Annotated in this window: 17 protein-coding genes; 11 read left to right on the top strand and 6 right to left on the bottom strand. The window is 46.8% G+C overall.

The window, feature by feature from the left end; translation table 11 throughout:
• The first annotated feature begins 44 nt into the window (after positions 1-44).
• Complete coding sequence (locus JHD45_RS05620) at positions 45-320, top strand: Lrp/AsnC family transcriptional regulator (RefSeq protein ID WP_199475531.1); 276 nt, start codon at positions 45-47, stop codon at positions 318-320.
• 94 nt (positions 321-414) lie between these two features.
• On the opposite strand, the gene JHD45_RS05625 is transcribed toward JHD45_RS05620, so the two are convergent.
• Together JHD45_RS05625 and JHD45_RS05630 are read right to left on the bottom strand one after the other, a co-directional pair.
• Complete coding sequence (locus JHD45_RS05625) at positions 415-1,491, bottom strand: alkene reductase (RefSeq protein WP_199475532.1); 1,077 nt, start codon at positions 1,489-1,491, stop codon at positions 415-417.
• 109 nt (positions 1,492-1,600) lie between these two features.
• Positions 1,601-2,434, bottom strand: coding sequence for an AraC family transcriptional regulator (locus JHD45_RS05630; protein ID WP_233407635.1), 834 nt, complete (start codon positions 2,432-2,434; stop codon positions 1,601-1,603).
• Between the two features lie 118 nt (positions 2,435-2,552).
• Here JHD45_RS05630 and JHD45_RS22405 point away from each other — a divergent pair, with 118 nt between their 5' ends.
• The 3 genes from JHD45_RS22405 to JHD45_RS05640 all read left to right on the top strand — a co-directional run bounded on the left by JHD45_RS22405 (position 2,553) and on the right by JHD45_RS05640 (position 4,870).
• Positions 2,553-3,137, top strand: a complete 585-nt coding sequence (locus JHD45_RS22405) for a Gfo/Idh/MocA family protein (protein ID WP_267905949.1) — start codon at positions 2,553-2,555, stop codon at positions 3,135-3,137.
• Position 3,138: 1 nt separating this feature from the next.
• Positions 3,139-3,702 carry a Gfo/Idh/MocA family protein gene (locus JHD45_RS22410; RefSeq protein ID WP_267905950.1) on the top strand — a complete coding sequence of 188 codons (564 nt, stop codon included), beginning with the start codon at positions 3,139-3,141 and terminating at the stop codon, positions 3,700-3,702.
• 325 nt (positions 3,703-4,027) lie between these two features.
• The gene (locus JHD45_RS05640; RefSeq protein ID WP_199475534.1) at positions 4,028-4,870 is read left to right on the top strand and encodes an alpha/beta fold hydrolase; all 843 of its coding nucleotides are present in this window, start codon (positions 4,028-4,030) and stop codon (positions 4,868-4,870) included.
• A gap of 76 nt (positions 4,871-4,946) precedes the next feature.
• Here JHD45_RS05640 and JHD45_RS05645 read toward each other — a convergent pair whose 3' ends face one another.
• Together JHD45_RS05645 and JHD45_RS05650 are read right to left on the bottom strand one after the other, a co-directional pair.
• Positions 4,947-5,633, bottom strand: a complete 687-nt coding sequence (locus tag JHD45_RS05645; RefSeq protein WP_199475535.1) for an LrgB family protein — start codon at positions 5,631-5,633, stop codon at positions 4,947-4,949.
• Positions 5,626-6,108, bottom strand: coding sequence for a CidA/LrgA family protein (locus JHD45_RS05650; RefSeq protein WP_199475536.1), 483 nt, complete (start codon positions 6,106-6,108; stop codon positions 5,626-5,628). Before JHD45_RS05650 ends, JHD45_RS05645 begins: the two co-directional genes overlap by 8 nt.
• A 156-nt stretch (positions 6,109-6,264) precedes the next feature.
• Between JHD45_RS05650 and JHD45_RS05655 the strand changes: the two genes are divergently transcribed.
• The 7 genes from JHD45_RS05655 to JHD45_RS05685 all read left to right on the top strand — a co-directional run bounded on the left by JHD45_RS05655 (position 6,265) and on the right by JHD45_RS05685 (position 16,082).
• Positions 6,265-7,170, top strand: coding sequence for a LysR family transcriptional regulator (locus JHD45_RS05655; RefSeq protein WP_199475537.1), 906 nt, complete (start codon positions 6,265-6,267; stop codon positions 7,168-7,170).
• A gap of 156 nt (positions 7,171-7,326) precedes the next feature.
• On the top strand, positions 7,327-9,228 hold the full coding sequence (gene gss, locus JHD45_RS05660; protein WP_199475538.1) for a bifunctional glutathionylspermidine amidase/synthase: 1,902 nt from the start codon (positions 7,327-7,329) through the stop codon (positions 9,226-9,228).
• Positions 9,229-9,290: 62 nt separating this feature from the next.
• Positions 9,291-9,977, top strand: a complete 687-nt coding sequence (locus JHD45_RS05665; RefSeq protein ID WP_325097260.1) for an aspartate/glutamate racemase family protein — start codon at positions 9,291-9,293, stop codon at positions 9,975-9,977.
• A 117-nt stretch (positions 9,978-10,094) separates the two neighbouring features.
• Positions 10,095-10,736 carry a TetR/AcrR family transcriptional regulator gene (locus tag JHD45_RS05670; RefSeq protein ID WP_233407607.1) on the top strand — a complete coding sequence of 214 codons (642 nt, stop codon included), beginning with the start codon at positions 10,095-10,097 and terminating at the stop codon, positions 10,734-10,736.
• 27 nt (positions 10,737-10,763) lie between these two features.
• On the top strand, positions 10,764-13,169 hold the full coding sequence (locus JHD45_RS05675) for a glycoside hydrolase family 3 C-terminal domain-containing protein (RefSeq protein WP_199475541.1): 2,406 nt from the start codon (positions 10,764-10,766) through the stop codon (positions 13,167-13,169).
• 112 nt (positions 13,170-13,281) lie between these two features.
• On the top strand, positions 13,282-14,664 hold the full coding sequence (locus tag JHD45_RS05680) for an MFS transporter (protein ID WP_199475542.1): 1,383 nt from the start codon (positions 13,282-13,284) through the stop codon (positions 14,662-14,664).
• Between the two features lie 161 nt (positions 14,665-14,825).
• A complete protein-coding gene (locus tag JHD45_RS05685; RefSeq protein WP_199475543.1) occupies positions 14,826-16,082 on the top strand; it encodes a DEAD/DEAH box helicase in 1,257 nt (418 codons plus the stop codon).
• Here the strand turns inward: JHD45_RS05685 and JHD45_RS05690 are convergent.
• Positions 16,079-17,116, bottom strand: coding sequence for a HoxN/HupN/NixA family nickel/cobalt transporter (locus JHD45_RS05690; RefSeq protein ID WP_199475544.1), 1,038 nt, complete (start codon positions 17,114-17,116; stop codon positions 16,079-16,081). The two genes, JHD45_RS05685 and JHD45_RS05690, sit on opposite strands and share 4 nt — an antisense overlap.
• Before the next feature lie 61 nt (positions 17,117-17,177).
• The gene (locus JHD45_RS05695) at positions 17,178-18,323 is read right to left on the bottom strand and encodes a methionine aminotransferase (RefSeq protein WP_199475545.1); all 1,146 of its coding nucleotides are present in this window, start codon (positions 18,321-18,323) and stop codon (positions 17,178-17,180) included.
• Positions 18,324-18,394 lie beyond the last annotated feature (71 nt).

The raw sequence follows: 18,394 nt of genomic DNA on the forward strand, positions 1-18,394 counted from the left end.
ACTTGAACACATGCGTACTCTAAAAGTTTAAAGAGGAAACACCTATGGTTACTGCGATTATTTTACTGTCCGTCGACAAAAAGCACATCAACCAAGTGGCTGAGGAATTGGCGGCGATCGACGGACTGAGCGAAGTCTATTCAGTCAGTGGTTCTTATGATATTGCTGCCATTGCACGAGTTCAGCACAATGACCAACTCTCCGAATTAGTCACTCAGCATCTTGCACAGATCGACTTCATTTTGAAAACCGAAACTATGCTGGCATTTCGTGCCTATTCCAAACACGATTTGGAGGGAATGTTCTCAGTGGGTGTGTAAGCACTAGGTGACGACCCTAAGGTTTTAGCGAACAAAAAAAGCCAAGGCAGCGTTAACTGCCTTGGCTTTTTTGTCTATGGCAAAGTACTAATCGCTACGCTGTCATAAAGGGGTAGTCTGTGTAACCTTCTTTACCAGAGGTGTAGAAAGTATCTGGGTTAGGTTCGTTTAAATCCGCCCCCGCTTTCACACGCTCCACATAATCTGGGTTGGCAATAAAGGCTTTACCAAACGCCACGCTATCGGCTTGACCACTGGCAATCACTTGGTTGGCTTCTTCTGCATCATAAGCCATGTTGACCATTAAATGGCCTTGATAAGCCTCACGAGCCACACTCAACACATCCGCCGATTGTGCGCCAAAGAAATCAGCGCGCATCACGTGAACATAAGCCAAATTAAAACGGTTTAGCTGCTCACATAAGAAACGAATCCAAGCGACAGGATCTTCTTCTTTCATACTATTGAAACTGTTTAATGGCGATAGGCGTACACCCACTCGACCACTGCCCATGACCTCGGTGACCGCTTCAAGTACTTCCATCAAAAAGCGAGCACGGTTTTCCAAAGAACCGCCGTATTCGTCGGTACGCTGGTTGGCACTTTCACGCAGGAATTGGTCTATCAAATAGCCATTCGCACCGTGGATTTCCACACCATCAAACCCCGCCGCTTTGGCATTGATTGCCCCTTGACGGAAGTCATTCACGATCGCTTTGATTTCAGTCACGGTAAGCGAATGAGGCACGGTGTAAGGTTTTTTACCTTCAGGTGTATGAGTTTCACCATCAATAGCAAGAGCACTAGAGGAAACCGCCTCTTTGCCGCCGTTAAGCAATGGGTGTGCAGCACGACCCGCATGCCAGATCTGCATGAAAATACGTCCGCCTTTTTTATGCACAGCATCCGTTGTCAGCTTCCAACCCTCTATTTGTTCTTGGGAATAAATACCGGGGTCATCACCAAACGCCGAGCTGCCTTCTGTCACCATGGTACATTCGGTGATTAACAAGCCTGCGCTGGCGCGCTGGGAGTAATACTCAGCCATCAAGGCATTCGGTAGATGGTGCGGTGCGCGGGTACGAGTCAGCGGAGCCATGATAAAGCGGTTTGGCAGTGCAACATCGCCCAATGTGACGGGACTAAAGAGGTTTTTCTCGGTCGTTGACACAATAAACTCCTATACAAAGTTTCAAAGTTAATTCGAATATATTTATAAGATAGGGAAAGAAAACGGGAATTCAATCCGTCATATCGAAATACTTCGATATTTGCATAATTTAACTATCCCGATGACTCAGTTCATGGCGATACCCTGTTGGAGAGACGCCATATTCTTGCTTGAACAAACGCGAAAAATGAAACGCTGAAACAAAGCCTGTTTGTTCTGAGACGAGGCTAATAGGAATGTTGGTTTCCCGCAGCAAAGCCGACGCATGCTGACATCGTAACTTCCACAAGTAACGACTTGGTGTAATTTGTAGATGTTTTTTAAACAATACGATTAGGTGGTTCGTCGAAACATGGCTTATCTTGGCTATCTTATCTAAATAAAGCGGCTGATCAAAATGACGACTCATATAATCGCAAGCGATGCGCACCGCTTTAGGAATAGGATGCCTGTCTTCATTGGCATTCGTATAGGTCTTAGCATAGGCCAAATAGTAACGTAATAACGATTGGCCAAGATCTAACAAAGCGGGCTGAGTCGCCAGTGTCGGTGTACGGGTCAGTGCTAGCCCTAAATCCATATAAGACTGAATATCATAATTGGCTTCCACTACGGGCCGCATATCGCCAAGTTGCACTGCCAGTTCATCGGGTCGCATGACAAAATCCAACTGACACCAAGTATGAGTACTCTCTTCTCGCTCGCTAAATTGGTGAAATTCATGTCGGCCGGGCAGTAGCAAAGCAAAATCACCAGGATGCAAAAGGAGGCTTTTCTCATCAATCGTCATGGTAACCTGACCACTCAGTAGATGAAAGAGCTGGATACCACGCTGAACACGCGGCCCATGTGTGCCCGATTTAGGGTATTTTGTCAGCCCGAAATAGACTTCTTTTAAATTAGTAAAAGTGATTTTAGACAAATCCTTCTTCATTCCAGTCATGTACGGCACCAGTCATTTCCTTCTATATTATGTCAATTAAAGAGAATAACGAGCGAAATAAATCCTTTTTACAAAACACCATCATGAAATAAGTTAAAAATAATAAAAAAGGTGAGGCATGAGACAAGTTAGAATAGGTCTAATTGGTACTGGCTATATGGGAAAAGCCCACGCCATCGCATTTAAAACAGCCGCAGCGGTTTTTCCATTAAGTGGCGAAATAGTCTGTGACATGATTGCCGAGGTGGACACGACATTAGCTGAACAAAAAGCCAAAGAGTTTGGTTTTGCCCGTTCAACTGGCGATTGGCGCGAACTAGTAAACGACCCAAATATTGATGTCGTGGATATTTGCGCTCCCAATCATCTTCATAAAGACATGGCGCTTGCGGCCATTGCCTCAGGCAAACACGTTTATTCAGAAAAGCCTTTGGCACTAAACGCTGAAGACGCATTAATTATGACGCAGTCTGCAGAGGCAGCAGGTATTAAAACGCTAGTAGGCTTCAACTATATCAAGAACCCAACCGTACAGCTCGCCAAAGAAATTATCCAACAGGGGGAGATTGGCGATGTTGTGCATTTCCGTGGCACCTTCAACGAAGATTATCTTGCCGACGCCAATAGTGCTTTCTCTTGGCGCTTAAAACGAGAGTTTTCCGGTTCTGGCACCTTAGGTGATATGGGCTCGCACCTTAGGTGATATGGGCTCGCACATTATTAATATGGCCCATTATCTGGTCGCCCCCATCACTCAAGTCTGTGCAGACTTACAAACCGTGCACACACAGCGCCCCTTGATGGGAGAGACTCACGGGATGGGAAAGGTTGAAAACGACGATCAAGTACACATGATGGTGCGCTTTGCCAACGGCGCCATTGGCACATTGGAGTCCTCACGTATTGCTTGGGGCCGTAAAAATAGTTTGTGGTTTGAGGTCACTGGGACCAAAGGCACCTTGATTTACGATCAAGAACGTTTATCAGAATTGCAGCTATACACCGCTGACGATGCCAAAAACCGACAAGGTTTCCGGCGTATCCTAACGGGTCCAGGGCATCCTGATTATGTGAATTTTTGCGTCTCAGCTGGTCACGGTTTGGGCTATAACGATATGAAAGCAGTAGAAATCCGCGACCTAATAGAAGGTATCTTAACGGATGCCCCACTCTGGCCGGATTTTCGTGCCGCTTATCAGGTTAATCAATTATGCGATGCGGCAGAGTTATCTTATAAAGAGGCCCGTTGGGTTGCCATAAAACACTAAGCGTCAGGTACCATTGTTAGCGCAAATACTGGCACCCCCAACTCATTAAAATCTAATGTCATATAATGAAATCATCATCCGGTGCCAGTTTAAGCGAGACAGCTTGATTATATGATTAAAATAAGCGGGACTTATATTAATCAAAGCCTACTCTTCAAATGGAAAGACATTTAATTTTTCCATTTAAAATCAAAACGTTAAATAGACTTTTTATATTATCATCAGAGATTATCTAAAGCAGGCACGTCTTATGCTTGCTCGAACAAGCAACATTTTTACTTTTGAAAATGATCGCAGATAATAACAATAATCGGAGGATAATATTTTGTCACAAGACCAGTTCATCTCAGTCAATGGCTGCAATATTCGTTATCAGGACACGGGGGGAGAAGGGCCAATCCTACTGCTAACACACGGTATCGGTGCCTCCTTAGAAACCTGGCAGGAACCCTATGCCCTATTGGCAAAAGACAATCAACTTCGTGTCATTACTTGGGATCTTCCTGGACACGGCTTATCGGATTTCGGAAACCAGCCTTATGGTGTTGAAGACTTTGCGCAAACTGCTTGGCATTTTGTAGACGCGCTAAACATTGACCAGCCGATCACTTTAGGAGGTAACTCCCTCGGCGGTGCCATCAGTATCCATATGATGAACCTTCATCCAGATCGTGTTAATAAAATGGCTCTGCTTAATGCCGCGTCACTAGGGAAAGAGTCACCTTTTCCCTTTCGTTTGATGTCACTTCCCCTATTGGGAGAGTTGATGAATAAACCGGGTAAGCAAGCCGTCAATCAACAAATTCAGTCGATTTTTTATGAGCCAGAAAAACAACGACCAAAAATAGAAGCGGTCATCACCCGCAATGTGATGCGCCCTGGTGCGAACAAAGCATTTTTAAGCACTCTAAGATTCATGACAAACTTTTCGGGTCAGCGCCCCGCTTTGTACCAAAAAACACTCTCCATGCTGAAAACCTGTCCCGTGCCAGTGCTTTTTGTGCATGGTACTCATGACATGGTCGTATCCATTGAACATAGCAAAAACGCTCAATCCATCACCCCCAAGTCGTCCTTATTAATTATTGAGGAATGTGGACATACTCCACAGATAGAGGCACCAGAGAAAGTGGCCAATGTATTAACCAATTTGATCTTTAATCAATAAATCAATAAATCAATAAATCAATAAATCAATGATCTACACGGATGTAGATGATGAACTACCACATCCGTAAAAAGCACTAAATAACTAAAGCAAATAGTGGCGCTCCTATCACCATCGCGATCCCGGCAAAAATCATCGTTAAACTGGCAATCACGCCTTCCTCACTGCCAATCTCGCGAGCTTTGGCCGTCCCCGCCCCGTGGGATGCCGCCCCCAAGGCAATGCCTTTTGCTAACGTGGTACGAATGCCAATATAGCGAAACACGGGCTCACAGATCACCATCCCCACAATGCCCGTCATTAATACCAACATGGCCGTAAGGTCCGGTATACCACCAAAACTCACCGTGGCTTGCATAGCAAAGGGGGTCGACACAGAACGTGACAACATGCTGTTTGCCAACTCAGGTGGCATAGGAAAAATATGCACAAGCGCCCAAGAGGATAACATGCCCATCATTAATCCGGTGATCACCCCAATGAGTAGCGTTAAGGGATAGCGTTTAATAATCGACCTTTGTTGATAAATCGGTACCGCAAAGGCAATCGTCGCAGGCCCTAACATCATCACCAGAAAATGGGTGTACAAAAAGTAATCGTCTAATGGAATGCCCACTAAAAGCACAAAACCGATAATCGCCAACGGTGCCAATAAAATTGGCGCAAGGAAAAATACCTTTTTGCGGCGATACGCCCATTTCGTCAAATAATAAAAACCAATAGTGGCGGCAAAACTGAGACAGGCTAACAGCGTATCAGACATGATTTTGCGCCCCTATGCTATTCTTGCCATTTTCCCGATGACTGGCTCGAGCGAGACGTCGGTCATTTATGCCTTTTTCAAGGGTATACACCCGATCCACTACCCAAGCGGTTACAATCAAAGCCGATAGAGTGCCCAATACAACGGTACCAGCAATCATCCAGCCATCGTCACGAATAAACACCTGATATTTCAAAATCGACACCACAGGTGGGATAAAAAACAGCAGCAGCTCACCCAAGAGCCAAGAAGAACCCGCTTGTATGGCTCGCTCCGGCACAACATGGGTTAACAGTAACAACACTAAAATACCTAACCCCAGCACACTGCCGGGAATGTGCCAATGCAAGAACGCAACCACTTGATTGCATAGCCATAACAAGCCACACAATGCCATCAATTGCATTAAACAATAAAAAAACACATGTTTTTTCAGAAACATAGAATGAAAAAAAGAACTAGGTAGCGTTCGCATGATATCTCTGGTTTGCACCTATAAAGCATCGAAGAAGCATGGAGTATAAGCCTGCTAAAAACATAGTTATAATGAATGTTAAATATCTAATTGATAACTAATAGTTAAGTAATGTATAAATAAACTTTCTTAGAGCATTAGCAAAGGCATAACACATTGGACCTTAGAGTATTGCGTTATCTGGTTGCCATTGTCGATGGCGGAAGTTTTGGCAAAGCTGCCGATCAGGTACATATCTCCCAACCGGCATTGAGTAAAGCCATACAGCAATTAGAAGAAGAACTCAGCGCGACCTTATTAGAACGAGGCAAACGCGGTACTGCCATCCGCCTCACACCAGCAGGGAAGGTGGTCTATCAACACGCCCAGAGCTTGCTTGAGGGCCGCCAAAAAATGATTCAAGAGCTGAAAGCACTCAAACGTTTGGAGCGAGGCCATCTAAAAATCGGCCTATCGCCACTGGGCAGTGCCGAGCTTCTGGCCCCCATCATCGCCAAATTTCGCGCCCGACATCCACAAATCGAAATAGAACTATTAGAGCGAGGCGGGGCAGAACAAGAAGCCGCATTAAGAAATGGCGATATTGAACTGGCCACCAGCTTGATTCCTGACGATGAGACCTTTGCTTGGCTCACTATCCATGATGATCCACTAAGGATTGTGTTACCCAATGGTCACCCATTAGCACAACAAACCACCGTGGATTTGCGCGACTTAGCTGGCAGTGCTTTAGTCACCTTTGAGGCCTCTTTCATACTCAATAAATTGATTCACCAAGCCTGTCTTAGTGCGGGGTTCGAACCAACGGAAGTAACCTACGTCAGTCAGCCGGATTTCGGCCTTGCTCTGGTCGCGGCTGGAACGGGCGTGATGCTATTGCCTGAACTGATTGCCGAACGCCATCTCACCCCAGGAACGATTATTAAACCTTTGGATAATAAAGACTTACGCTGGCAACTTTCCATCATTTGGCGTAAGGAAGCGGTGTTGTCTTTTGCAGGACGGGCCATGCTGGAGTTAATCAAAGAGCGTTTTGCCCGCGTCTTAAAATCGCCCTTGTAACGTGTAAAAAAACAGCACCTTTACTGCATAGAATATCAACAAAAAGTCGCTTGCTGCGATGCTTATCTAGGTCTATATTGCGAGCATCGTGACGACCTTATGGTCGTCTTTTTTCGCCCCTATTCAGCGCTTTTCCGTGTGAGGGATTTCACCGCAATGACAACAGACTCCAGTAGACCCGTGGCCCCGTTTGGTACCTTGTTAGGCATGGCCCCTGGCAACGTGCCCATTTACTCATCCGATTACGACTCCGCCGATGAAACAGAACTGCCCAACCGACACGCCTATCGCAGTTATGTGGATGGTATTTTTATGGGCTACAAGTGGCAGTGTGTAGAGTTTGCTCGCCGGTGGCTGTATCTCAATAAGGGCTATATTTTTGACGATGTGGCCATGGCCTACGATATTTTTCGTCTCAACTCAGTGCGCCTAATTGCTGATGAAAGCCGCTTGCCGTTGAAATCGTTTCGCAATGGTTCTTTACGCCACCCAGAGGAAGGGGCCTTGCTCATTTGGAATGAAGGGGGTGAGTTTGAAATCACGGGGCACGTGGCGATTGTCACCAAGGTATTAGCGGATCGCCTTTACGTCGTCGAGCAAAACGTGGGACATCGAGTTTGGCCCGAAGGCCAAGACTATTCCCGTGAACTGGAAGCCCGTATTAGTGACGACGGTGGCTATTGGCTACGTTGCTCCTACGGTGATGCTTCGATTCTTGGCTGGGTCATGCAAACCGACGACGACACCTACGCCGAGCACATTCAGCCAATCGATCCTGCACTGTTCAATTTGCAATTACGTCACGTTAAAAAAACAGGCCAAGAAAAACGTGCCTGGTTGAATATTGCCAACCCAAGCGAAGAAGCCTATGTAGCGATGATGAAAGGCCATAAACTCGCTTCACGCAAGGAAGACGATCACAAATACATGGTGATGAGCGAAGCCGCTGAACGTGAATTGAAACGCGCGACGAATGAGCTACACGCCTTATTTATGCACGCCACGGATTATGTTTTACAAAACGACGAGCTACTGTCTAGCTTCAATATTCCACCGGCATTATGGCCCAAAATACACCAGTCTTGGGACAACCGTCGCAACCAAATGATTACCGGTCGCTTTGATTTTAGTTTGTCAGAAAAAGGCATCAAAGTTTACGAGTACAACTGTGACTCTGCTTCTTGTTATATGGAAGCAGGCATTATTCAAGAAAAATGGGCCAAACATTATGGTTGCCAAGACGGTGAAAGCTCAGCAACAGAACTGGTAGATGAATTATTAGAAGCGTGGAAAAACAGTTCGGTAAAAGGCGTGATTCACATCATGCAAGATACAGACTTAGAAGAGAACTACCACGCCCTCTTTATGAAAAACGTCATGGAGAAAGCCGGACTGACGTGCAAAGTCATCAAAGGCGTCGGCAGTTTACGCTGGGATGAAGACGGTGATGTGGTCGACCAAGATGGCACCAAAATCCGCTGGGTATGGAAAACCTGGGCATGGGAAACCGCACTGGATCAAATTCGTACCGAGTGCGACGACGATGAACAACGCCTGCGTGATTACCAAACGGATATTCCCCGCAGCGCAGCGCCCCGTTTAGTGGATGTATTATTGCGTAAGGATGTGATGGTCTACGAGCCACTTTGGACACTGATTCCAAGTAATAAAGCCATTTTACCTGTGCTATGGACGCTATTTCCTAACCATCCCTATCTATTGGAAGCGTCTTTTGACTTAAGCGATTCGTTAAAAAATCATGGTTATGTGAGCAAACCGATTGCTGGACGCTGTGGTTTTAACATCAGCTTATACGATGGAAGCGATACCTTGATGGAAGAAACCGAAGGGCGTTTCTCCCATCAAGATCAAATCTTTCAGGCCCTATGGAAGCTGCCGGATATCGAAGGTTACCGTTCGCAAGTCTGTACTTTCTCCGTGGCAGGACACTATGCGGGCAGCTGTATCCGAGTCGACCCCAGCTTAGTCATCACCAAAGACAGTGATTTAATGACCTTACGGGTCATTGAAAACGACGACCTCATGGATAAAAAATAATCCTCAGCACCAATACCCCAATGCGGTATTGGTGTTTCATGTGCAACATTGAAGGGAACATTGTGACCACTCAGCCTCGTATTGCTTTAATTCACGCCCTAGAAGAATCCATTGCGCCAGCCCGTGAGATCTTTGCTAAAGAGTGGCCGGAAGCCTTTTGTTTTGACCTACTCGATACTTCCCTTGCCATAGATTTAGCGGAGGCGGGAACGCTTGATGACGACATGATGAAACGTTTTAGTGAACTGGCAGACTACGCCGCTCGAACCACTGGCAAAGCCGATACAACAGATGCCATTTTATTTACTTGCTCAGCCTTTGGCCCAGCCATCGATGCGGTGAAAGGTCAGTTATCCATTCCCGTATTACGTCCCAATGAATCGGCTTTTACCGAGGCCATTGCCATGGGCAGTCGTATCGGCTTAATGGTGACCTTTGGGCCGTCATTACCCGCCTTACAAGCTGAATTGGAAGCCATGGCCGCAGAACAAGGCAAAGTCATCAGCATTTATCCAATACTCGTCGAAGGCGCGCTAGCAGCGCTAAAAAATGGCGATGCAAACACCCACAACCGCCTAGCGGTGGAAGCTTGCTCCCAACTGCCCGATATCGACGTGCTGGTATTAGGTCAATTTTCTCTAGCGAAAGCCGCCCCAAGTCTCCGCAAACAACTCACCCTTCTCGTATTAACCACGCCACAAAGCGCCGTTAATGCATTGCGAGCATTAGTCTGTGACTCTTTGAATTAAGCGATCTTTTTCGGAGAGTCACTTTTCTATTTTATTTAACACTTGACTCGTTTGGAGTAGCCCCTTACATTTGAAAAAATAAATATAACACGTGTAACATTTTCTATGATCGCTAGAATGGTTCATCAAACCGAGGAAACTCGGGACAAAATCATCCATGTCGCAGAAGCACTTTTTATTGCCAACGGCTTTGCTGATACACAAATGAAGGACATCGCCAGTGCCATTGGTATGAGCCGTAATACGCTCTATCGCTATTACCAAGATAAATACGATTTAGGTTTCGCCATTTTGGTCGTGGTGCTGAAACGTAAAGCGGTCGTTTACGACAAAATCATGGATCAAATCGAGGCGAGGCACTATGCCAGTATACTTGATGGGCTTCAGGTCTTGATGAAAGCCTACTGCGACATTCAATACCAGGACGATGACCGTTTTATCGCCGAATTTGATGGCTACTACGCAGGCTCACGCATCCCTTCAGAGTTTCGAGCGAAACTCGCACAACGCTTACCCAATACCATCAACCACCGTCTTACCAATATCGTGTTATTGGGCCAAAAAGAAGGCTCTATTCGCGTGGATATTCCAGCCAATCAATTAGCCATCACCCTATTAAACGCCATACCCACTTTCTTCCGTCGCATGTTGCTACGTCACGATGCCCTAATGGAAGCCGATAATGACACGATCCCCTTGCTAACCCCTGTGCTCATTCAACTGTTACTGGATGGTATGAGGCCAGTGCCTACCCCCTAAAAATCAAGCTAAATAAGGATAGATACGATGAGTGACATAAAAATAACAGAACTCTTAGCCGAATTGACCTTGGAAGAAAAAGCCACTTTATGCACAGGAAAAGACTTCTGGCATTTACATGGTGTTGAGCGGTTAAATCTGCCTTCTATTATGGTGACGGATGGCCCACATGGCCTACGCAAACAAGCAGGAAAAGGCGATCATGTCGGCTTAAACGCCGCCGTTAAAGCGACCTGTTTTCCAACGGCTTCAGGGCTAGCGGCGTCTTGGAACCTCCCGTTAATTGAGCAAATGGGGGTTGCCTTAGGTAAAGAGTGCCGTACCGAAAACGTCTCGGTACTACTCGGCCCTGGCACCAATATAAAACGCAATCCGCTAGGGGGGCGTAACTTCGAATACTTCTCAGAAGACCCTTTCCTCGCAGGCGAACTTTCCAGCGCTTGGATCAAGGGTGTACAGAGTCAGGAAGTCGGCACCAGCCTCAAACATTTTGCGGTCAATAATCACGAGCATTGCCGCATGACGGTCGATGCCGTCGTCGATCAGCGCACACTTCGCGAAATCTATCTACCAGCCTTCGAAAAAGCCGTCAAAAACACTCAGCCTTGGAGCATTATGTGCTCCTACAACAAGGTCAATGGCACCTACGCCGCTGAACACAAGCAATTGCTCGACGATATATTGGTCAATGAGTGGGGCTTTGAAGGCATTGTTGTCACCGACTGGGGGGCCAATAACGATAGAGTGGAAGGCATTAAAAATGGTCAACACCTAGAAATGCCCAGCTCTGGTCAGTTAAATACGCAAAAGATCATTGCCGCCGTTAACAGCGGAAACTTATCCATGGAAGCATTGGATCGCTCCGTTGGCCGAGTTTTAGAATTAATCATAAAATCTCGTGATGCCTTGCAAAGTGACCCAGTTCAGGTGGATTTACAAGATCACCACCAACTGGCCAGCACCATCGCTCAAGAAACCTGTGTACTGTTAAAAAATGACGGTTTATTGCCTGTCACAGCGGGGAAAAAAATCGCCGTCATTGGGGCGTTGGCAAATAACACCCGTTACCAAGGCGCTGGCAGCTCTAAGATCAATCCGTTCACATTAGAACAGCCTCTGGACGAAATCAAAAAGCAGTTTGGTGCCGAGAATGTCAGCTATACCCTAGGCTATCACCTAAACGATGTGCATGACGCCAATGAAATCAGCAAAGCCGTAGCCCTTGCCGAGCAAGCGGATGTGGTTTTATTATTTGCGGGGTTAACACCTAAATACGAATCTGAAGGCTTTGACCGTCAGCATCTCAATCTGCCACAAGTTCAGCTGGATCTCATCCACGCCCTCGGTGAGCAATTAGCGAAAACCGTGGTCATCCTACAAAATGGCGCGCCAGTTTTACTGCCTTTCGCCAACCAAACAGCCGCGATTCTAGAGGCCTATTTAGGTGGACAAGCGGGTGCCTCCGCTGTTGCTAAGGTCCTATCGGGTAACGTCAACCCAAGTGGCAAATTAGCCGAAACCTTCCCAGCCCATTTAGACGATGTGCCAAGCCAGCCTTACTTTCCAGGCACCTCCAAGCAGGTGCAATATCGTGAAGCCATTTGGGTAGGTTACCGTTACTTTGATACCAGCAATACGCCTGTACTGTTCCCATTTGGTCATGGTTTATCCTACACCACCTTCGACTACAGCAACCTGCAGATGAAAGTCGACGCTCAAACCATTTCTTTAGGTGAAAATGACACCCTCACACTCGTGGTGACCATTACCAACACAGGCAAGCGCGCAGGAGCAGAAGTTGTGCAGTGTTACATTGGTCAGACCTCGCCTTCCCAGCCTCGTCCAGCAAAAGAGCTCAAAGCTTTTAGTAAGGTGTTTCTCGAAGCCGGAGAAAGCAAAGAGATTGAACTGGTATTGGATTATCGAGCTTTCGCTTATTGGCATACAGAAAACGCGACTTGGGTGGCAGAAAGTGGTGAGTATCTGATTCAGATTGGTGCCTCCGTCGCAGATATTCGCCAAACAGTTACCCTCACCTTGGACACGGGCATACCTCGCCAAACCACCAATGAGGCGTTATCGACCTACTTTGAGCCCGCTAAACGAGACTTCCACGATGTGGCGTTCAGTGCATTGCTTGGTTATGACATTCCCACAGCAACCCCTCTCATCCCCTATACCCTGAATTCCACCTTGGGGGACATTGCTGAAACGACCTTAGGCAAACCTTACTTCGAAACCATGATCGATACGTTTACCAATATGATGGGCGGAGATAAAAACGACTCGGCGGCTGAAGCCGATCGTTTGATGGCTGCTGCCATGGTTAATGATATGCCACTGCGCAATCTACCTATTTTTAATGCGGCCCACTATAGCGAACAAGAGATTCTTAACCTAGTCAGTTCTCTCAATAATCAGAGCGGAACGTAACTTAAAAGTAACAAAAAACTGTAACCACGGATGGCAAGCGATCAACCCAAGAGAACCTTGATCAACATTGTCATAAAGACTTGTGAATAAGAACAATAACGAGGAAAGCATCATGTCTCAGGATAGGTATGAAACCGGCCGTAAAGAACGGCTCAGCTACTACACGTTTTTTACCGGGCAGAACATTATTTTTATGTTCGTAACCATTTTCATCAGCATTTACTACACCTCTGTCTTAGGTTTATCCGCAGGTGTGGTTGGCATCATTTTCCTAATTGCCAGGGTATGGGACACCATCAATGACCCCATGCTCTCAGTGCTGGTGGAGCGTAGCCGTTTTAAAGGAGGAAAGTTTAAGCCCTGGATCAATGCCATTGCATGGGCGGTGCCATTAGCGACGGTGCTTATTTTTGCCTTCGGTGACGAGATCGCTCAATTGCCAATGTGGATGCGAATTACCTACGCTTTCGTCACCTACGTGGGTTGGGGCATGCTATATACCATTTCAGACGCCCCCTCTTACGCACTGGGCTCTGTGATGACAAAGAACAAAGAAGAACGCAACGTCATCTATTCCTTTGTTCGCTTTGGTGGCTTTGTCGGCATGGTGATAGCCATGGTCGGCGCGCCACTCTTAGTCGATAAATTGGGTGGGAAATGGACGATGGCCGCCGTCATCATGTGCCTACTCGCCATGGTGCTGATGCTAACCATTCGCACAGTGAAAGAGCGCCATGTGGTCGAGCAACAAATACCGACACTCAAACAAATCGTCAGTGCTGTAGCGAAAAACCGATATTTGTTGCTGTTTATTCTCGCTTTTGTGTTTATCTCTGGTTCCAATTTTGCGTTTACCTTAATGCCATACGTTGCCCGTGATGTGTTTAACGACGCCACCCTGTCCAGCTTATTTCTATTTGCGATGATAGGACCCGCGATGCTGGCCTCTCCGCTTGTCCCCTTTGGCATTCGAAAGATAGGGAAAATCGCTACCTTTGCATGGGCGGCGGTGGCGATGGCGGTGTTATCAATCATCACTTGGTTCGTCGGCTATGAACACATTGAGTTCTTCGTAGCACTCACCATGATCAAAGCCATCGCCCTAGGCGTGATTCTAATTATGCCCAGTATTTTTATTGCCGATTGCATCGAATACAGCCATTTGCAATCAGGACAACGCCTTGAAGCCGTCGCCTTTGCAACACAAACCTTTGCCAATAAAGCGTCTACGGCTTTAGGTGGTGCCATGGCCATGGGCTATTTAGCCATGGTGGGCTTTGTGCAATCCACCGCAGGCGTCGTCGTTAAACAACCCCCAGAAGTTACCCAAGGCATGTGGGACGTGCTCAATCTCGGCAATGCCATTGGCGCAGCGATTGGACTAGTCATCTTTTTATTGGGTTATAAATTGACTGATCAGATCCTACTCAATATGAAAGAAAACGCATTACCACAAGACAATACCTCAACTCACTTAGGCTTAGCAGCTAAATAGATCTCCATCGGCTATGGCTCTTGTTTATGAGCTATAGCCGACTCGGCAATACTTATCTCAATACAAGCCAATATCTTGCGATAATGCTACACTGCACCCTATGCAACTCCCTTAATAGCCATTCCCTTAATAACACCCCTTGTAGGAAAAGAGACCTCCACATGAGCTTTGCGTCGCTAGGACTTCACCAAGATATTGTTAACCGAGTTAGTGAACTGGGTTACGAGGCCCCCACACCGATCCAAACTGCGGCCATTCCGGCGATTCTTGCTGAACGGGATGTTATGGCTGGCGCGCAAACGGGCACAGGAAAAACGGCCGCGTTTGCCTTACCATTGCTACACCGTTTATTGACGCAAAAATTGTCAGACCCGACCGATTCAACGGTTATTCGGGTGTTAACGCTTACGCCTACTCGTGAGTTAGCGCAGCAAGTCCATGCCAGTTTTGTCAATTACAGCCAAGGTTTACCCGTAAAAGCCGTGGTCGCTTATGGCGGTGCCAGTATCAACCCACAGCTTGATGCATTACGTCAGGGTTGTGATGTGCTGGTGGCCACACCAGGGCGTTTGCTGGAGTTGATCATGAAAAATCTGATCGACTTAAGCGGACTGCATACTCTGGTATTAGATGAAGCCGACCGTATGCTGGACATGGGTTTTATCATCGACATTCAACGGATTTTGAAAAAGCTTCCCAGTGAACGTCAAACACTCTTCTTTTCCGCCACCTTCAATGACGAAATTTTTGCGCTTAGCAAAACCTTATTAAAGGCACCAGAGTTGATCGAAGTAAACAGCCGCAACACCACGGCAACCCAAGTGGAACAAACCATCTATGCGGTGGATAATGATCGTAAAAGCGCGCTTTTATCTTACCTAATTGGTTCCAAAAACTGGCAACAGGTACTGATCTTCACCCGCACAAAACAAGGAGCGGATGAACTGGCGAAAGAAATGGGCAAAGATGGCATCGCCACCCAATCCATTCATGGAGATAAATCCCAAGGGGCACGTGATCGCATCTTGGCAGAATTTAAAGAAGGAAAAGTGCGCGCATTGGTGGCCACTGATGTGGCGGCTCGTGGCTTGGATATTGAACAGCTTCAATATGTAGTGAACCACGAATTGCCTTACAATGCCGAAGATTACATCCACCGTATTGGCAGAACGGGACGAGCGGGATTAACAGGCTTAGCTATTTCTCTGGTATCAGAAAAAGAAAACTATTTACTCACCGACATCGAAAAGCTGGTCGGAGAGCATTTTGTGCCCCAGTGGTTCCCAGGCTTTGAGCCGGATTTAAACAAACCGGCCCACACCCAAAAGCGACGTGAGCCTTCCAAAAAAGAATTAAGAGCCAAAGCCCTAGGTATCGATCTGAAGAAAAATAAAAAAGCCAAGCCGCGTCGTCGTTAGGATTTCGCGGCAAAATCCACTTTATCGTAGCCACGCAGACGATAATTCACTAAAGAAACCAGCCAGCACACTAACATAATCGCGATAACCGCAAAGCCCGCGTCTCCTAAATTATCATTGATGGCCTCGATGCCATTCCAGAAGGCACCACTTAAATTCAGCTGATCGCCGATCAAACCAAGGGCTTCTAAGCCACCTATAAACAAGGCCACCACCACCGAGGTCGCGGTAATCGTCATATTGTAATAGAGCTTACGTAATGGTTTTTCGAAGGCCCAACCATAGGCTTTCACCATCAGCAAATTATCCAGAGAGTCAACAAAGGCCATTGCCACAGTAAATAGAGCAGGGAAGACCATGATCGACCAGGCTGACAAGCCACTGGATGACCCTGCTGCCGAAATTCCCAATAAGCCGACTTCGGTTGCCGTATCAAACCCAAGACCAAATAAGAAACCAACGAAATACATCTGCCAGCTTTGCTCAATCAAACCAAATAAACGACGATACAAGCGACTCATTAAACCACCAGAGACCATTAAGTCGTCGCTTTTGGTGGCATGAAGATGACCCTGTTTAATCCCATGAAAACGTCGATAGACATCACGCAAAATGTACAAATTCACTAACGCCAATGCCAGCAAAAATAAGGCCGAGACACTGGTACCAATCAAACCGCCCACATGCTGAAACCATTCACCTTTTTCCATTAAGTGGCTGGTGGCCAGAGCAATGGCTAACGAGGCGAATATCACAATCGTCGAGTGGCCCAAGGAAAAAAACGCCCCCACGGCAATGGGCTTTTTTTCTTGCTGCATCAGTTTACGGGTCACGTTATCGATGGCCGCAATATGATCCGCATCCACCGCATGGCGCAGGCCGTAGGTCCAAGCCAACAAAGCAGTGCCCATTAATGCCACATGCCCATGAAAAACATAAAATGCCCAGCCCCATGCCGCGATATTGGCTAATGCCAATAGGGACATCATCACCATTGCATGCCGTCGAGTGGATTGCCAGGTAGATCGAACCATGTCTTTTTCCTTATCTCAAAATCAGAAAATAAATTAAACCCCATAACCGAGCAGAAAAACATCAAATGCGACTCAAGCGCTCCGTCGCATCTTTCAAGGTGATGTCCTCTTTGGCAAAACACAGACGAATTAAGCGTTGACCAACCGGTGGTGTTTGGTAAAACACGCTAACGGGAATCGCGGCCACTCCTACTTCATCGATCAATCGCTTGCAAAAGGCCACATCGTCTTCATCACTGATGGCGCTGTAATCCAATAATTGAAAATACGTGCCTTCACAAGGTAATAAGGTAAAGCGGCTGTCTTTTAACCCATTCCTCAACAGGTCACGCTTATCGCGATAAAAAGCCGCTAATGCGTCGCAGGCTTCTGGCGCCTGAATAAGGTAATCACTTAGGGCTTTCTGCAGAGGGGTAGTCGTGCAAAATGTCACATACTGGTGAACTTTGCGCAGCTCTGTACTGAGCGCTTTTGGTGCGACGACGTATCCTACTTTCCAGCCAGTGAGATGAAAGCTTTTGCCAAAAGACGAGACGACAAGACTGCGTTGGCGTAGCCCCTCGTGCTTATGAACACTCACAGCACTTTCGATAAAGTGGATAAACTCGTACACCTCATCTGATAAAACCATAATATTCTGGTCTTTGATAATTTGCCAAAGCGACTCTAGATCCTCATCTCGCCAGCAACTCCCTGTTGGATTATGGGGCGTATTGATCAACACCATACGAGTCTTGTCTGTTATCAATTCCCCCACCGCTTGCCAGTCGGGGTGAAAATCCGGTGCGGTTAAAACGGCTCGACGACACAAGCCACCGGCTAATGTGATAGCAGGCTCATACAAATCATAAGCAGGATCAAACAAAATCACCTCATCACCCACCTGTACTAGGGCGGCAATGGCATCGAAAATGGCTTCTGAGGCACCGCTGGTAACAGTAATGTCGTCCAGTGGATCCACCGTGCGCTGATAATGACGATGAATCAACTGAGCAATCGCCTCGCGTAGATCTAGTAAACCTGTCATGGGTGAATACTGATTGCTACCGTTAAGTAGCGCATTCGAGGCTGCCTCAAGTAATCGAGCGTCAGGCTTAAAGTCGGGAAAGCCTTGCGAGAGATTAATGGCGCCTTTTTCCGCTGCAAGAGCAGACATTGTCGTAAAAATCGTCGTCCCCACAGAAGGTAATTTTGAAGTGAGTTGCACAGCACAGACCTTTTCAGAAAATAAATAAATGAAGCCTCTCAAAGAGTACTTCTTGGTGAGCAGATTCTAAT

The sequence above is a fragment of the Marinomonas spartinae genome, assembly GCF_016461715.1.
GTDB classification, from domain to species: Bacteria; Pseudomonadota; Gammaproteobacteria; order Pseudomonadales; family Marinomonadaceae; genus Marinomonas; species Marinomonas spartinae_A.

What these genes read in the sequence shown, in the direction of transcription:
- JHD45_RS05620 (WP_199475531.1), top strand. Translation starts at nt 45, where the DNA reads ATGGTTACTGCGATTATTTTACTGTCCGTCGACAAAAAGCACATCAAC.
- JHD45_RS05630 (WP_233407635.1), bottom strand. Translation starts at nt 2,434, where the DNA reads ATGACTGGAATGAAGAAGGATTTGTCTAAAATCACTTTTACTAATTTA.
- JHD45_RS22405 (WP_267905949.1), top strand. Translation starts at nt 2,553, where the DNA reads ATGAGACAAGTTAGAATAGGTCTAATTGGTACTGGCTATATGGGAAAA.
- JHD45_RS22410 (WP_267905950.1), top strand. Translation starts at nt 3,139, where the DNA reads ATGGGCTCGCACATTATTAATATGGCCCATTATCTGGTCGCCCCCATC.
- JHD45_RS05645 (WP_199475535.1), bottom strand. Translation starts at nt 5,633, where the DNA reads ATGTCTGATACGCTGTTAGCCTGTCTCAGTTTTGCCGCCACTATTGGT.
- JHD45_RS05650 (WP_199475536.1), bottom strand. Translation starts at nt 6,108, where the DNA reads ATGCGAACGCTACCTAGTTCTTTTTTTCATTCTATGTTTCTGAAAAAA.
- gss (WP_199475538.1), top strand. Translation starts at nt 7,327, where the DNA reads ATGACAACAGACTCCAGTAGACCCGTGGCCCCGTTTGGTACCTTGTTA.
- JHD45_RS05670 (WP_233407607.1), top strand. Translation starts at nt 10,095, where the DNA reads ATGGTTCATCAAACCGAGGAAACTCGGGACAAAATCATCCATGTCGCA.
- JHD45_RS05675 (WP_199475541.1), top strand. Translation starts at nt 10,764, where the DNA reads ATGAGTGACATAAAAATAACAGAACTCTTAGCCGAATTGACCTTGGAA.
- JHD45_RS05680 (WP_199475542.1), top strand. Translation starts at nt 13,282, where the DNA reads ATGTCTCAGGATAGGTATGAAACCGGCCGTAAAGAACGGCTCAGCTAC.
- JHD45_RS05685 (WP_199475543.1), top strand. Translation starts at nt 14,826, where the DNA reads ATGAGCTTTGCGTCGCTAGGACTTCACCAAGATATTGTTAACCGAGTT.
- JHD45_RS05690 (WP_199475544.1), bottom strand. Translation starts at nt 17,116, where the DNA reads ATGGTTCGATCTACCTGGCAATCCACTCGACGGCATGCAATGGTGATG.